Source organism: Chryseobacterium sp. (assembly GCF_022712095.1).
Lineage (GTDB): Bacteria > Bacteroidota > Bacteroidia > Flavobacteriales > Weeksellaceae > Chryseobacterium.
Window position 1 is genome coordinate 14,806 of record NZ_JALAHD010000085.1, and the last position, 14,637, is coordinate 29,442.

Below are 14,637 nucleotides of genomic sequence, written 5' to 3' on the forward strand. Positions count from 1 at the left end.
ATTATGCTTTTACTGATTCTCTGACAATTAATTCTACTTCCTTATTGATTTTCCTGAAGTTGGTCATTAAGACTTCTTCTTTGCGGTTAACTCCTGTCCTATCCACAAAGGAGTAATAGGAAGGCATGGGCGGAAGTTCTGCTTCCTCTTTTTTAATACTTTTCATATCCAGGTTTATTTTACCGTTCACAGCAGAGGTTTTGTATTCTTCGGTATCATTTTCTTCTCCCTGGGCGATCATCCCCACCATTTCTCCGGTTTTAAGTGCCGCGATTTTTCCGGCAGGAATCATATGGTCCATTTTCTCATTGATACTGGTGGTCGTACCTTGCTGGGAGATGGATTGGGAATACGACTTCTGCTTTATTTTTCCAAATAATTTTTCAAGCCAATCCAAGGTATTCTTATCCCTTGCAGAGCCGGACAGGATATTTCCGACAATGGCAGAAATGGTATCTGCAACTTCTTTCTTATAAAACTGGCGAAGCTGTGGAAGCTCCTGAAGCCCTAGCATTACAGCAACCCTGTTGCTTCTTGCCGTAGCAACGACATTATCAATTTTATGGATGTAAATCGTAGGAAATTCATCAGCAATAATACCTCCCGGAAGATTACCTTTGGAGTTGATCAATCTTAAAGTCCTGTTAAGCACCGAAGAATACAAAGCAGAGTTGATGTCCTGAGTTCCCGGGTCTGACGCTAAAATAACAATGGAAGGATTGTTCCGGTCTGTTATTTTGAGTTCTACTTCATCCCCTGAAAACACCCAAAAGCTTTCTTTGGTAGCCAGTCGGGAAAGGAAAATCTTCAATGTTCCTACCTGCCCCTCCAATTGGTCAAAAGCTTTGTTATCATAGGCTGATTTAAAAGGTGATAACAAAGAATACAGCTCTTCATGGCCAAAAAGTGTATCAAATATTTCCTTATAGCTTCGGTTCATAAAGGAAAGGATGTGGGGCAGATCCGAATACTTCCCGTTTTCGTGGGTCGCAAAAAAATAAATACAGGATGAAAGGAAATTAATCGCTGATTGGGTAAAGAACTGGTCAGCCCCACCTCCGGAACTGGTACTGCCTTTTTGTAAAGAAGACACCATAGCCTCAGCCATTTCCTGTGCTTCGGCTAACGTCTTTACGTACTCCTTTTTGAAAGGGTTCACTCTTTTTGATTTCTCCACTTCATTGAGATTGATAACATTGAAACTGTAATTAAAATTGGAATCTTTACTTTTCTTCATTAAATAATGGTAATAGGCTATCTGTGCCAGGTCGGGAAATTTGAAGTCGTAAATCATCAGACAAAATCCTTTAGCTATCATCTGCCTGATGGCGGGATTGATCACTCCGAAAGATTTACCGGAACCTGGCACACCAATCACCATCGTCCCCCGGAAAGGATTAATATTCATCCAGCCTTTATTGCTTTTCCCTTTATACCTAAATAAATAAGGGATATTAATCATCATGTCGGATTCTACTAATTCCTGGTTCTGGTCAAAAGATTCTTCCTCGACATTCCATCGGTCTTTTCCCATTTTCTGCTGCATCAGCTTAGAGATGCTGTCAGCTCCCATTTGAAGAACAACCGCTCCCAAAAACGATAAAAAAGCATACACAACCTGGTAAAGACTCATTCCGGGAAATATTTTAGGAAGTGAAGGATTTCCGGCTTTATCCTGCAAAACCAAAGAGGAAAACATCATCAGGAGTCCCAATACCATAGGAACTACTATTTCCATAGCGATATGAAGGTCTTTCTTTTTCTTAGCTTTTGTTCCTACAGCCACTAATCCTATCAATAGTAGTGTCGCCAGTTTAGCATTGACAGGAGGATAAATGAAACTCATTCTGGAAAAATTCTTCAATAAGCCAGATACCACCGGAATATTGGCATGCAGATAAAATAGTGAAGCACAATCCAGCGCTACCACGGCATATACCGCCTTCTGAATGAAGCCGTAAATCCTGATCTGATGTTGTTGTTCTTGCATTAGGAATAGTTTTCAAAAAAATTGTCCAGTGATGGCTCCTTCTCAGCCTGGTTATCATGCTGCTTCTGCCGTTGCAATTTTTCATGATCTTCCTGTATTTTAACAAGATTGGCATTTAGCAGATTCAATTGATCAATTAATTGACGTCCTCTTTTTTCAACCTTTTCTAAAATATATGATCGGTTTACCTCTTCAGCTATGTTCTCATACCAATTTTTAAGGATGAGCAGCTGCTCATAGTCCTGTATAAGTTCTTTTCGCTTTTTTTCAAAAATGATCATACCCATACAGTAGCAGATCATTGCTAGGATGATTAAGTTTAACTCCATTGTAATTATGGTTATTTTAAAAATTGGAAGCGGAACTTCCGCTAAAAAGTATCGGCTTTTAAAATGTCCGAATAATTGATTCTCATTTCGATGGTTCTTCCGGAGAGCTGCTCTTCAATCAGGCGGATCATCATTACCTTAGAGTTTGGATAGGTAAATTTTTTGAACACATAGATATTCCGGAAATTCTTCATGAAATGCTTCTGAGGGTTCAGCTGGAATAATGGGGTCATCTCGATACTTTGGTTGTTGGTCGCCTTATGGATCTTTTTATCTTCTACGGAGAATTTCAAAGCTTCGATATCATAACTTAAGTTGGAGCTGTTTTTAAAGGTCATATCCAAAAAGATGTAATCACTTATAACATAGACATTATTAAGCTGAACACTGAGCCCGAGATTCTTCTCTTCCCGGATGGGATTTTTTTCTGATTTGTTCTGAATAATATTCATCGCAAATTTTCTCAGCTCAAGATTGGAGAAAACCATTTTATCAAATTCTATGGGCTGCATTTCTTCCGGCTGGATATGGATATTGGTAACGGTGTTCAGGTTTTCAGGATTCCTATATACTGCTTTATACTGGGCAATAAAAGACTGACCCACCACCGTGATAATGCCGAGGTTTGGGTTCCATTTTTCTTGGGTTCCATATCCTGATTCTTGTATCTTGGCTGCCGAATCTCTTTCTACAATTTTAACCCGGGCAATCTGGGCTGAAGGTAAATCTCCCGTGAGCTGCTTAGTGGACAGGTCCACATATTGAATGGGTTCCGGAGAAATAATATGAAGACTGATACCTTCGGTAATTTCGAGTTCCGGCAAATCCGAAATGAGCTGTTCTTTAGTGACAGTTTGCGCGTGGAAAAATGAGGCTGTAAAAATTATTAAGACATACAATATCGTTTTCATAAGTTTATTTTTTTTGTTGGTTTTGTGAATCTTTCAATTGTTTTTCGTCAATTAGCAGTACATAAGAGTTGTATTTCAATTTGGCTTTGTTGGTTTTAATCAGGTTGGCAATGGATTTGGAAGTGGATGTGAATAATTTGGAGCCGATGCTGGTAAAAAATCCCTGTCCTCCCATATCCATCTGCGTTCCCTGCACAGAGTTGCTTCCCATTTCCCGGATCATATCCCGGAAAACGCTCTCCGGAACATACAATCCCTTCATGCCGTCGACATCATAAACCGATAAATTGACCGGATATATTTCTCCTTTGGTGAATACGGATACGATACTGAGATTCACCCTTTGCATTGCAAACCCTGAAATCTGCCCATAGAGTATGGAACCTTTGCTTAGCTTTTTGTTTCCCACAAAAACGTCTTCCAATAACCTTAACCGGATCCGGCTTCCTAAATATCCCTTGTTATTTTCATCAATGACCGCTTTGATAAAGCTGTTTTCCTTTTCTTTGTAAAAAGCATTGAATTCAGTGTTGATACCTGATTTGCTGACATTGAAGGTCGAATTCAGGAATTCCTCCATTTTTTCTTTGTTGGCTTTGAGCCTTTCCTCTGCTGCCAGCTTACTTTGGTATTCCGGGTCTCTTGCTTTTTCCAAAGAATCCATAACCAGCATCTGCTGTTTCAGGTATTTGACCGGATCAGGAGCCTGCTCTTTATTTTGAGATTTTACACTTAGATTTTCAGAGACATACTCGCTTTCAGGCTTGCCATAGGATTGAGCGTTCAGCATCCGGATAATTTCCGAAGACCTCTTATAATCCCTGTCATCTTTCTGTTCCTGTTTCGGGTTATAGTAAGAAGATAAATTTCCTTTCGATTGATATCCGTTTTGCCTCCCGGACACTGCTTTAAGCGAATCTATTTTTCTCTTCTGAGCTAATGACAGCTGGTCTTCGTAGCTCAATAGGCTGTCCTTTTCTTTACCCAACCCTTCGAGCATTGTCCTATTATCCTCTTTTTTGAAGAATGCATCATAGGCATCATTTTTACTCATAATCGAATCCTGCGACTCACCAAGGGAAATGGAGAGTTCTTTGTGCTTCTCTTTGGGCTGTTCTTCTTTGGCGAACTGGGTTCCTACATAGACAAAAAGCAGCAGAAACGGTAATGCCAGAAGGGGCAGGATGTATTTCTTCTGTTTGAAATCAAATTTTTTCATTGAGTTTTTAATTTTTGAAATTGGTTAAACAAATATTCAATCCTCAGGCTGTCTTCTTTCTGTAATTGCTTCCTGTCTCTTTTCACTTTTAAAACCTTAAGCTCTTCCACAATCTTTTTGATCTCTCTTTCATTGTTTACAGTGGGGCTCTGAGCCATCTGGCTTTTGGAATAAAGGACAGGTGGTTTAATGGTAAATACTGTCCCCAAGGGAAAGAAAATTCCCTGGATCAGAGAACCTATGAATGACACTGACAAAAAAATCATCGAATAGGCAAAAAACTTTTTTGGGTGATGGACAATCCATTGCAGGCATTTCTGTCCGGCTTGTTTGAATGAAGTATTCATGGTTAGTACGAATTTTTGGTTTGGTTAGAGATTTCTTCATTATCAAGGATGCGCCAGTTTGTAAGCATTACTCCATGTGGGTTATTGGGACTCCGGATAATGTCCTCAAAGAAACCTTCGGTGATAAGCTTTCGGGTAATTACGGATGATTTTCTTGTGATCATCTGCTTCCCGAAAAAGGCGAATTTCTTTTGTTCCATATCAAGCTTAACCGAATCGGTATGAATGCTTACCATCGAACTTGAAGCAATGATCTGATTATAAAAGCCTTTTTCCCTAAGGTTGGTATATTCTTTCTTTCCGCTGTCATCGATGAGATACAATGATTTCTGGATATTATCCTTGATATAGGTATCGTCAGGCGCCAATGTGAAAAATAACCGATGAAAGAGTTCAATCTGGGCTTTGTATTCAACGGGCCTGTTGAGTAAAACATCCGTCTGCTTTGCCAAAACCGGGACACCATTATCCAGGATGTAAATGGATTTCCTAGAATCTTCAATCATTTTATAAGCGAAGAAAAATCCTGCAAAGACAATAAAAACGGCAAAGGCAATGGCAGCCAGAGAAACCACCTTATTCACCTTGATTCTTTGTTCTATATTTTTGATAAGCATTTTATGGTAATATTTTTCGAGATTATTTTTTATTTTTCATGGCCTGCTGAACTCTTCCCGATGCAGAACCTGCCGCAGCAGATTTTACAGCCGTAGTCGCTACAGAAGCACCTCCGGTTTTAACAGCCAGAACCGCAGTTTTAGCACTGCCCGCCATTTTGCCCATAGCACTTTTCATCTTCGTCATAGCTCCGGCTCCTCCTGCTGACACAATGGTATCTGCAATCGTAGGGGTCATCAAAACCCCGATTCCAGTAACGATATAAGCTACGCACGTAAAAAGCTGGTTGTAGATCATTCCCGAATTACTAACATAGACCATTAGGGCATCCAAATTGGTTACCGTTCCATTCGTTAAAAGCGTGTCATACCTTTCTATTTCCATCATATAGCCGGAAGCGATAAGCTGCTGGCCAATGTTGATAATGGTATAAGCCACAAAAGTGTAGAGATTGATATTGATGAATTTGGAAACCCAATTGTAGAAGGAACTTTCAAATCCCGGAACAAGAGCCATTCCCACGGCAATAGGACCTAATATAATAAGGATATAGGCCCATATTTTCTGGATAAAGAAAATAAGGTAGACACAAATTCTCAGAATGGAAAGGCAGATAAACTCAATGACTTCAGCCACCAATTTCTGCATCTGAAACTGCATCCTCAGCTGCCACTCCTTAATAGGCTGGATGAGCTTATCCAATCCCTCACTGATATCAAACCAGGAATCATCGGCATCTTTTCCGGTATTCTCAATAACTTCCTGCTTGGCATCTTCATCCGCTTTGAGCTTTATAACAGCGTCTAACAATTGCTGTTGTTTTTTGAAGCGCTGCACCCGAAGATCATTAACCTCAGATTCTATATCGCTGAAAATGCTGATTCCCGGTTCTGCAATGGCTTCAAAGGGAGCCTGTATCAGATTGACAAATCCCGTCCAATAGATCAGGGTGAATCCGATCAGGATTGGTTTCAGCATCGGGGTAATTTCCCATTCCCGGTCTCCGGCAGCCATCTGCCATCCCATGTATCCGAGGTACATTAAAGCCCCTAATCCGCCAATGGCTTTTCCAACCAATGCGGCATCATTAGCATTGTCCTGAACACTGGTATCCAGTTTGGTAAATACCTCCATGAACCATTTCTCAAAAGCACCATCACCTTTCAGGAACTGGAGTAAATTGCTGTAATCGCCATCGGTCTGGGCAAAGCCCATTACCGGCAATAAAAGAGCCAGAAGGCAACAGCATAAGGTTACTATCTTATTCATCTTAATATCGGTGTTTGTATTGATTCATAATATTTTGAATAATCTGCTGACCTGACGTCGGCGTCCAACTTGTAGGCAATGCATATGGAGAATGATTTTTCAGGATATTTTTATAATCCAGAAGAAGGGTCGTTTTGTTATTATGTTTCCTTAATTCCTGAACAAATTTTCTCCAACGAAGGAGGGTTTCGTGATACATCAGGAAGCGCTTTCCCCTTGGCATATCCATAGACCGGGACATCGAATATTTTTCTTTGATCATATCCAGTTCCTGCTGAAGCCTTTTTAGGGTTCCTATACTATTAAGCGTTTCATAAGTTTGCTCATCTTTCAGCCTCCATTCCACAAAATTCTGCGGGGTATCAGGGAATTCAGTAATGGGCTTTAACATTCGCTTGTAATACAAAAGCCAGAGAGGATCGGCATCTACGGCAGCAGAAGTCCAATGGGCAAAATCCTGGACACTCCTTTTGTAAATGGTGTCGGAAGCTGCTTTTATTTTTTGGGCTTCCTGCTCCTCATATTTCACTTCAGCAAATCGCTGATTTTGTACTCCTGTGGGTTTTAAGGGCCTTATATCGTCTCCGTCTTTATAATCCCTGTTGATTTTGGGTGCCCACATTCCCCACACCGTGGCATAGGCAAAATTGGTCTGAACTCCCAGGAAATATTTAGGGTACGGGCGCCAGTCTCCCCAGCTTTCAAAAACCATACGCTTGTGCTGGGCAACAATGGCAGGGTCATTGAGGCGTTTTACACTCAGTTGTGCGGATACGGCAGCAGCTACAAGCAGTAATTGCAGCCTGATTAATTGTATGAATAAGTTTTCCATTGTTTTAATTAAAAATGTATTTGTATTTCTGAATAATGTCTCCCACTATGGCTCTGTCGATATTGATGTAATTTCTAAGTACAGGAACCTGATAGAGATAGGGGATCTTCTTTGCGTTCTGTAGCCGTAAAATGATATAGAGAATATTGCCGTTGATATTCCTGACCCTTGTCAGTACCTTTTCAATGAGCATTTCCCGATCCATAGCATCCATCAGAAAATCTTTGTTTTCATTCAGAATATCCTGAGTGACCTCCTGTTGGAGCTTCAGGGCTTGCTGTCCTATAGCAGCATAATATTTTGAAACCAGCACGGCATATTCCGGATGTTGTATTGATAAATCCAGCATGATATTGGAGTTGCTTACAATTTTCCCCAGATACTGATAGAGATAGATGAGCTTTTTACTTTGGGTAAGGGCTGAATTGACATTTTTAAGCTGCTGGTAGATATATTCCTGAATGGCAATCACCTGGGCTGTTTTGTTTTTAATCTCGTTATAGAGCTCATTTTGCTTTTCATAAGAGTCTAAAAAAGCCTGCTCACTCCCTAAACGAACGCCATGATTAACGGTAATCTGGGACAGCAGCTTATCATTGATCACGATCTGCTGGCTTTTTACGGAAACGCCTGAAAATACTAGGGTTCCAAAAAAAAATATTTTTTTCATTTTTAAAAGGATTTAATGTTCTTCATAATGTTCTCCACCACTTGCTTATCCCTGTTGACGTAATACTGGAAAGCTCTTTTATTGCGCAGTACTTTAGCTTTAATATCCCGTATTTTTAAAAGCATATGGGTTGAGTTCCTGCTCAGGGTTTTAACCTCCCCTAGCGCATAGTCCAGCAAAATCTTGCGTTCCGATTTTTCCATTTGATTGATTGCCCCATAAGAGAGGATAATTCCGGTGATTAAGCGGAGTACCATTTGTAAATCATCCACATACTGTACTCCGGAAGGTAGCACCGTCACAATGGAGTAAGGTGCGGTTTCAATTTCATCAATAATGGCTGCCTGGTTTTGAGTGATCTTACCTATCTCCCGGCTTATTGCTACTCCTGTTGGGATTGCCTGCAAGGCAAATGAAACAATCCTTAGCCTGTCCTGTATTTTAACAACCTTATCCTTAAAGCTGTTCCACTCGTTTTTATTAACCGTTTCAATACCGGCATTCAGGGCCTGGTTTTGCCTCATCTCCTTTTGCCTGTCATGCTCTTTCATTGTGGCACTAATTTCCAGATCCATCATCGGAAAGGAAACATTTTCTTTTTGCCAGGCGGGTGTAGATCCTCCTCCTGAAGAAATTAATGCCACATAAACTGCCGGAATCAACAAGCTTAGAAAAATTTTCTTTTTGCCTCCATAAAGTCGGCGAATCTCATTCTTCGATGTACCTCCTATGAGTCGGTGAATCTCGTTTCTCGATTTCATGTTAAAAACTTTAAAAGTTGTGTTTGTATCGGTTCATGATATCTTCAACAATGGCTTTATCCGTGTTGATATAGCCCGCAAAAGGATTAATGGAGTTCCAGAATCCCAGTCTGTTGGCTTTTTCCAATCGCAGCTTGATAGCCAACAGCCACAGCTTTAGATTTTTTACGTTTCCCGAGATGTTATGCAGTATCTTATAGCGGTCTCCTGCCGTAGCGAGGTTGAGCTCTCCTGAAGCCAGGATGTCTGATACATCTGTTACGATTTTCAGGCTCTGCTCATAGGTTTTTTGCGAGGCTTTAACCCCGAAAATGGCATATTGGGGATGGGCGGAAGCCAGTTGAACAACATCCGAAGAGTACCCGTAGCATTTATTAAGTTCCGTGTAAATCTCTTTTACCTGAATCCCGTTTTGCAGGGTTCCTGAAACTTCTTTTAAGCCTTTGAGTATTTTATTCTGGATATCATTGGTGGCTACCATCTGGGTTCCTACCCAGGTTTGGGCATCTTTCAGCTTGGAAGTTTCATCGATAACTTCATTCTGCTTTGCTTTCAGGTTTTCTGAATACAGGATCATCGCTGCTGTTACGGTAGGGTCTATGTACGTGTTTTGAGCATACACTACACTTCCAAATCCTAAAAATAGTAAGCTAAACTTTTTCATATTCATGGGTTTGTCTGTTGATTAATTCCGAAAGGCTGATGTTATGATCTTCCAATTCCTGGGAGATAATTTTGAAAATATTTTTACCAAGATTCACCTTCCGGTTCTTTAGTCCGTGGTAGAATGCAAGGACTTTTGAGTCCAAAGGCTTTTGATAGAGGTTTACTAAGGAAACCATACTTCCCATATCATCCCCGAAGCTTTTCACCTGTTCTACAAAAATTTCTAAGGCTTTATCATAATTTCCATATTGTTGTACATAGTATTCAACAGCCGACTTTTCGGGTTTTTCCGTGGTGTAGGTCAAATATTGCTCGAGGGCCACTTCATTGCCGTATACTTCTCCCTTAGAACCTCTTTTGAGATAAAATTCCTTGAAGCGGCTTCGCCCGAACTTATTATTTAAGTTGTTGATCGTGAAGATCTTGTTCTGTTCTACTTTATTCAGAGATAATAGTGACGCTATGCGATCAAAATTGTCTTTGAATTTGGTCTGATCCAAAAGGATAAACGTATCGGAATTGTTGATAATGCTGTCTTTTACTACGGCATTTCCGATAATATCGTCCAGTTCCTGGGTCACCACCACTGCTTCCCCCCAGAATTTCCGTACGGTTTTATACAAATACAAAATGTATCCTCCCATCAGCTTACTGGCGATAGCTTTCCATGCTTCTTCGATGATCAGGGCTTTGCGACGGTCTTTTCTCAGTCTCATCTTCTGGATAAAAGTATCCATAATGATGAGTGTTACAATGGGGAAAAGTTTTGGGTTCTCCTTAACATTATCGATCTCGAATACAATGAAAGGTTCACTAAATAAGGTATTGTCAGCACTTTCATTAAGCGTGGTTCCGTATCTTCCGCCTTTGTAAAAATCTCTTAATACAAATAGAAATGTCCTAAGATTAAATTCCGTCTCTCTGATTTTATGCTTTTTGTTATTCAGGTAAAGAGGCAGGAATTTTTCGCAGTATTCATAAAAGCCGTTAAAGGAAAGTTCTTTTATAACAAGCTTCTCTTCCAGCTCCTTAATTTTTTTAATCAGGGCTTTCCTAAAGGATTCATTCCATTCTTCAGTATCTTTGGGCTGCTGTATGATTTCATTTGCCTGAATGAGAATCAGCTGGGTTTCGTTATAAGCTTTACGTTTTTCCTCATCACTCAGGGTTTCATAAGCTTCATAGATTGTATAAAATTTCTCGCTGTCATAATCGGGGTTATTCAGATTTTTATCGGGGTGGTATTCAATAGCCAGTTTTCTAAAGGCTTCTTTCACTTCATCAAAGCCAGCATCAAAGGCAATTCCCAGAATATCATAATAGGTATGTTGTCCTCTGGACTGCTCTTCGTATACTGCATAAACATCTTCTTCATGAATATTATATTTGCTTAAATAGAGAATGAGTTCTTCCGAGGTTTTATTTTCGTACCACTTCGTTCCCGAATTAAAGTACTGGTGGTAATACGACATCAGGACATTATCTAATATGGATTTTTGTGTGGAGGACATCGTAGCATCAGCTCCCTGCCAGATCAAAAAGATTAGGTTAGTTAAAAACTCTATTTTTTCAATATTGAATTCTTTTTGGTCCATCAGGAAAGGATTCATCGTAATAGGTTTTTCCTCCGTATATTGGATATATCTTCCGCCTTTATATTTGCAGGTTCCCGAATAGGAATCTCCGGTATCTACGATCACGACATCATAATTGTAGGTAAGGTATTGCTCCACGATATTATTCATTAAAAAACTCTTGCCTGAGCCGCTGGGTCCCAGCACAAACTTGTTACGGTTATTGATTCTTCCGGTTTTCATCGGTAAATCCGAGGGATCAACTTTTAGGGGAACGCCCTGCCGGTCGGTAAATCTGAGGTAGAAGCCACTTTCTTCATTCACGGGGTAGCTTTCTTTAAAAAAAAAACAAAGCGCCGCTTCACTCGTCGTCATAAATAAATCGTATTCCCGAAGTTCCGTGGCATTGCCCGGTAGGGCTGCCCGGAAAAGCTCCAGTTGGTTATAGGCATTCCTTGAAACTATGATCCCCTTGGTAAACAGCTTATTTTCAATCAGGGACTGTGTCCCTTCCATTTCTTCCAGCGTGTTTGTTGAAAATAGTAAGGAAAAATGGGCATTGACAATAAGTTGGCTGTCTATGGCTATATGATGAAGCAAGCTCTGGATTTCTTCGGCAATAATGGCATTGGAAGGGGAATTGTTCGCCGCTCCTTCGTGCTTTTTCCTTTTTTTGTCGAGTTCCCTTTGCTGCTGTGCCTGATGTGGAATGGTAATGACCTGGTTGTAGATGATCGTTTCATAATCTTCCAGCTCATTGATGAAAGTAAAATTATCCACTGCTGTTTCGGCAGCGGCTCCGTTTCCTCCCAGTATGGAATAAGGTTCAATTTCAGAAGGCAGGTCAATGTTTTCCACATCGACATAGGAAATATTTTTAACAAAGCGATTGCCTATTTGCAAATATTCATTAGTACTTCTGATATTGTCAAAAACCGGGGTACCCGAAAACTGCATGGATAAGGCTCCGGAAATATAATACTCAAAATCTTTCTCGAATAAAAACTCCGGTTCACAGTTATTTTGCTTCAACAGCATAAATACCTTCTGGCATTTGTCCCGGAGTTCTTTATAACTCTTTTCTGTTACATTGCCACCGGTCGCTGACCGGCCGGTTTTTTTATTTTTATCATGAATAATATCCGTAAACAGCAGGACGGTTTCAATGGTTTTAAAAAGCCGCCCGTCAAAATGCTCGGAATATTTCTGTTGTAGGAACTCCTTGGAAGGTTCGGCTGAATATTTCTTTTTTGAGAAAATATCAAGCTTCTGAACAATTCTCCCTTCCCCGATGATGGATACCATCTGGTTCAGAACCGTATGGAAATGGAGATAATAATCCGGGTCTGCCGAATATTGTTCCACCATATTTTTTATCTTTATCCCAATTATTGGGTTTCCGTACTGACCGAAAAGAACATCAAAATCCCAATGGTGATCTTTTCCATAATCATACCCGATGAAAGGAATATTAAATGCCTGTTTTTTTGTTGTTGCCATGCTGTAAAAATCTTTTGTTGTTCAACCTTTTAGGAAAAATGAAAATCTGACCGAAGTTTTTAGTTTTATCGTACAGGCCATGCTTATCCTGTCTTTTGAAAATGAGATATACCCCGCCTCCGGTGGCTGCAAGTCCCAATAAAGAGCCCAGTAATCCAAACCTGGATAAGATGAGCGCGGCTATGACTCCACCTCCGATAACACCCACCGCATAGAAAATATATTTTCCTTTGAGTCCGAAGAATACAAGAGGCTTTTTGAGCCCCTTGTAGAGGTAGAATCCCATAACTTAAGCAAAGAATGAGGTTACAAATTCCGGAACGACAATCAGGAAGATCATGGCTCCCCCATAACCCAGGATTTCTTTGTTCACATCCTGATCACCGTTAGTCCATTTGTTATACACTCTAAGACCTCCGATGAAGCCGACCAGTCCGCCCACCGCTTTCAAAATCAGTTTGATGGGATCCCAATAGTCCTTAATATCATTGGCTGCATTGGAGATGGCTGTTGCTCCGCCCTGGGCAAATATGGGAGTGACGGCAAGGAGAATCATACAGGCAGTTAATATCTTTTTTACTGCCATATAGCGTTTTAAATTATTGTTCATAATGATTAATTATTGGTTTAGAATTAAATTTTGTGCTTAGAAATTGGCATAAGGGGTATGCTATCCGTATCAGTTGATAGGATGATATTTGGTAATTTTAAAAGGTTTCTTACTGCTTAAATGACGGAGTGGTAGACCTTCTGGCCATCGTAATTAGCCACTAGCTGCACGGTGGTTTCCGATAAATTCAAAAGCTCTTTCCAATGGGACTTTTTAGGCTCAGCCTTTTCCTGTTTGGAATGCTCTACTGGTTTGTCGGGCATATCCTGAGGTTGGCTTGTGTTATCGGGCTGGCTCTCTTCTTCTGGTGCTGCTGTGGTATCGTTCACCGGTGCTGGCAGATCATCAATATCCTGCTCTGCTTCAAATCGCTTTCTCATCTCTTCTAAATCCGGCTGCTGGTCAGTAGAAGATGGTCTTTGGAAATCAAGCTCCTTTTTTAAAAAGGATTTGGGGGTACTAAGGTTTTCAACATCTTCAATTCCAATCCGGCTTGGAGGTTTAGCATTACTTTGTGCAAAACCGCCCAGTGAAAATTCTTCAGCCAGATCGACATGAGTGATCTTATCTTTTTTTAAGAAAAGGTCGTACAGGATATTTCCGGCATAATACAGGAAATAAGCTGCTAACAGGATGAGTGAATACTTTATCATATTTTTTATTTTGTTTTTTCTTTGGAATCAGCCTTACAGGGTAATTTGTAATGCTTCACTTATTTGCTCAATGATTTCATTGAATGGCTTTTTTATGGCGTATCGCTGCTCGTAGGTAAGCTTCCTCGTATTAATGGTCTGCAAACAGTTCCTTTTGTACACAGTGCTTACAATCAGGGTTCCGTATTTTGCGATCTCAATATCCATTTCCCTTTGGTTGAGATATTTATACCCTTTATCATATTTAGATCGGATGAAAATCCTTTCGGCCTCACTTTCGAGTAAACCCAGCAGGTTTTTGAATACCAGGGTCGATTTTACCGATACATCGGAGTATTCAAAGGGAATGATAATAAAATCGCTGTAAATGAGTAAGTCACTGTATTTCTGGTCCAGCGTGCCTGCCAGATCAAACAGGTATATTTCCTCACTTTCCTTAAGACCTATAATTTTTTCCAGATCGGCAAAAGGCTGCTCTTCTTCATCGTCTCCAATGAGCTCCACTTCATAAAGCCTGGGCAGCTCTGAATCTTCGTCCTCTTTCCATTTGTTGAAAAAAGATTTCTGAAAATCAAAATCATACGCCTTGATTTTCCTTTGGGAAACCTCACAAAGGTAATTGGCAAAGGCAATGGCAAGAGTGGTTTTTCCCGCTCCGCCCTTTTGGGTGGCAAAGGTGATAATCATA

The 14,637-nt window shown here is 40.3% G+C and carries 16 protein-coding genes; all 16 read right to left on the bottom strand.

The window, feature by feature from the left end; all coding sequences use genetic code 11:
* Position 1: 1 nt before the first annotated feature.
* The 16 genes from Q0A18_RS03920 to Q0A18_RS03995 all read right to left on the bottom strand — a co-directional run bounded on the left by Q0A18_RS03920 (position 2) and on the right by Q0A18_RS03995 (position 14,636).
* Positions 2 to 1,990, bottom strand: coding sequence for a type IV secretory system conjugative DNA transfer family protein (locus tag Q0A18_RS03920; RefSeq protein ID WP_292008869.1), 1,989 nt, complete (start codon positions 1,988 to 1,990; stop codon positions 2 to 4).
* A complete protein-coding gene (locus Q0A18_RS03925) occupies positions 1,990 to 2,319 on the bottom strand; it encodes a hypothetical protein (RefSeq protein ID WP_292008870.1) in 330 nt (109 codons plus the stop codon). The genes Q0A18_RS03920 and Q0A18_RS03925 overlap by 1 nt, the downstream gene beginning before the upstream one ends.
* A gap of 41 nt (positions 2,320 to 2,360) precedes the next feature.
* The gene (gene traN, locus Q0A18_RS03930) at positions 2,361 to 3,230 is read right to left on the bottom strand and encodes a conjugative transposon protein TraN (protein WP_292008871.1); all 870 of its coding nucleotides are present in this window, start codon (positions 3,228 to 3,230) and stop codon (positions 2,361 to 2,363) included.
* A gap of 4 nt (positions 3,231 to 3,234) precedes the next feature.
* A complete protein-coding gene (gene traM / locus Q0A18_RS03935; RefSeq protein ID WP_292008872.1) occupies positions 3,235 to 4,449 on the bottom strand; it encodes a conjugative transposon protein TraM in 1,215 nt (404 codons plus the stop codon).
* Complete coding sequence (locus Q0A18_RS03940; RefSeq protein WP_292008873.1) at positions 4,446 to 4,796, bottom strand: hypothetical protein; 351 nt, start codon at positions 4,794 to 4,796, stop codon at positions 4,446 to 4,448. The genes traM and Q0A18_RS03940 overlap by 4 nt, the downstream gene beginning before the upstream one ends.
* 2 nt (positions 4,797 to 4,798) lie before the next feature.
* Complete coding sequence (gene traK / locus Q0A18_RS03945; protein ID WP_292008874.1) at positions 4,799 to 5,413, bottom strand: conjugative transposon protein TraK; 615 nt, start codon at positions 5,411 to 5,413, stop codon at positions 4,799 to 4,801.
* Positions 5,414 to 5,435: 22 nt separating this feature from the next.
* Entirely contained in the window at positions 5,436 to 6,683 is a 1,248-nt protein-coding gene (locus tag Q0A18_RS03950) for a type IV secretion system protein (protein ID WP_292008875.1), read from the bottom strand.
* A gap of 1 nt (position 6,684) precedes the next feature.
* Positions 6,685 to 7,515 carry a hypothetical protein gene (locus Q0A18_RS03955; protein ID WP_292008876.1) on the bottom strand — a complete coding sequence of 277 codons (831 nt, stop codon included), beginning with the start codon at positions 7,513 to 7,515 and terminating at the stop codon, positions 6,685 to 6,687.
* Between the two features lie 4 nt (positions 7,516 to 7,519).
* Positions 7,520 to 8,185 (bottom strand): hypothetical protein, encoded by a 666-nt coding sequence (locus tag Q0A18_RS03960; RefSeq protein ID WP_292008877.1) that lies wholly within the window; start codon positions 8,183 to 8,185, stop codon positions 7,520 to 7,522.
* A 2-nt stretch (positions 8,186 to 8,187) separates the two neighbouring features.
* Positions 8,188 to 8,946 (bottom strand): hypothetical protein, encoded by a 759-nt coding sequence (locus Q0A18_RS03965; protein WP_292008878.1) that lies wholly within the window; start codon positions 8,944 to 8,946, stop codon positions 8,188 to 8,190.
* A gap of 10 nt (positions 8,947 to 8,956) precedes the next feature.
* The gene (locus Q0A18_RS03970) at positions 8,957 to 9,610 is read right to left on the bottom strand and encodes a hypothetical protein (protein ID WP_292008879.1); all 654 of its coding nucleotides are present in this window, start codon (positions 9,608 to 9,610) and stop codon (positions 8,957 to 8,959) included.
* The gene (locus tag Q0A18_RS03975; protein ID WP_292008880.1) at positions 9,597 to 12,686 is read right to left on the bottom strand and encodes a TraG family conjugative transposon ATPase; all 3,090 of its coding nucleotides are present in this window, start codon (positions 12,684 to 12,686) and stop codon (positions 9,597 to 9,599) included. The genes Q0A18_RS03970 and Q0A18_RS03975 overlap by 14 nt, the downstream gene beginning before the upstream one ends.
* Positions 12,658 to 12,972, bottom strand: coding sequence for a DUF4133 domain-containing protein (locus Q0A18_RS03980; protein WP_292008881.1), 315 nt, complete (start codon positions 12,970 to 12,972; stop codon positions 12,658 to 12,660). Before Q0A18_RS03980 ends, Q0A18_RS03975 begins: the two co-directional genes overlap by 29 nt.
* 3 nt (positions 12,973 to 12,975) lie before the next feature.
* Complete coding sequence (locus Q0A18_RS03985; RefSeq protein WP_292008914.1) at positions 12,976 to 13,272, bottom strand: DUF4134 domain-containing protein; 297 nt, start codon at positions 13,270 to 13,272, stop codon at positions 12,976 to 12,978.
* 140 nt (positions 13,273 to 13,412) lie between these two features.
* Complete coding sequence (locus Q0A18_RS03990; RefSeq protein WP_292008882.1) at positions 13,413 to 13,949, bottom strand: hypothetical protein; 537 nt, start codon at positions 13,947 to 13,949, stop codon at positions 13,413 to 13,415.
* A 33-nt stretch (positions 13,950 to 13,982) separates the two neighbouring features.
* On the bottom strand, positions 13,983 to 14,636 hold the full coding sequence (locus Q0A18_RS03995) for a ParA family protein (RefSeq protein ID WP_292008883.1): 654 nt from the start codon (positions 14,634 to 14,636) through the stop codon (positions 13,983 to 13,985).
* Position 14,637: the final 1 nt, after the last annotated feature.

Excerpts from the sequence above, each read along its gene's own strand:
- Q0A18_RS03960 (WP_292008877.1), bottom strand. The coding sequence starts at position 8,185 with ATGAAAAAAATATTTTTTTTTGGAACCCTAGTATTTTCAGGCGTTTCC.
- Q0A18_RS03975 (WP_292008880.1), bottom strand. The coding sequence starts at position 12,686 with ATGGCAACAACAAAAAAACAGGCATTTAATATTCCTTTCATCGGGTAT.
- Q0A18_RS03920 (WP_292008869.1), bottom strand. The coding sequence starts at position 1,990 with ATGCAAGAACAACAACATCAGATCAGGATTTACGGCTTCATTCAGAAG.
- traN (WP_292008871.1), bottom strand. The coding sequence starts at position 3,230 with ATGAAAACGATATTGTATGTCTTAATAATTTTTACAGCCTCATTTTTC.
- Q0A18_RS03990 (WP_292008882.1), bottom strand. The coding sequence starts at position 13,949 with ATGATAAAGTATTCACTCATCCTGTTAGCAGCTTATTTCCTGTATTAT.
- Q0A18_RS03965 (WP_292008878.1), bottom strand. The coding sequence starts at position 8,946 with ATGAAATCGAGAAACGAGATTCACCGACTCATAGGAGGTACATCGAAG.
- Q0A18_RS03955 (WP_292008876.1), bottom strand. The coding sequence starts at position 7,515 with ATGGAAAACTTATTCATACAATTAATCAGGCTGCAATTACTGCTTGTA.
- Q0A18_RS03940 (WP_292008873.1), bottom strand. The coding sequence starts at position 4,796 with ATGAATACTTCATTCAAACAAGCCGGACAGAAATGCCTGCAATGGATT.
- Q0A18_RS03985 (WP_292008914.1), bottom strand. The coding sequence starts at position 13,272 with ATGGCAGTAAAAAAGATATTAACTGCCTGTATGATTCTCCTTGCCGTC.
- Q0A18_RS03925 (WP_292008870.1), bottom strand. The coding sequence starts at position 2,319 with ATGGAGTTAAACTTAATCATCCTAGCAATGATCTGCTACTGTATGGGT.
- traM (WP_292008872.1), bottom strand. The coding sequence starts at position 4,449 with ATGAAAAAATTTGATTTCAAACAGAAGAAATACATCCTGCCCCTTCTG.
- traK (WP_292008874.1), bottom strand. The coding sequence starts at position 5,413 with ATGCTTATCAAAAATATAGAACAAAGAATCAAGGTGAATAAGGTGGTT.
- Q0A18_RS03950 (WP_292008875.1), bottom strand. The coding sequence starts at position 6,683 with ATGAATAAGATAGTAACCTTATGCTGTTGCCTTCTGGCTCTTTTATTG.
- Q0A18_RS03980 (WP_292008881.1), bottom strand. The coding sequence starts at position 12,972 with ATGGGATTCTACCTCTACAAGGGGCTCAAAAAGCCTCTTGTATTCTTC.
- Q0A18_RS03970 (WP_292008879.1), bottom strand. The coding sequence starts at position 9,610 with ATGAAAAAGTTTAGCTTACTATTTTTAGGATTTGGAAGTGTAGTGTAT.
- Q0A18_RS03995 (WP_292008883.1), bottom strand. The coding sequence starts at position 14,636 with ATGATTATCACCTTTGCCACCCAAAAGGGCGGAGCGGGAAAAACCACT.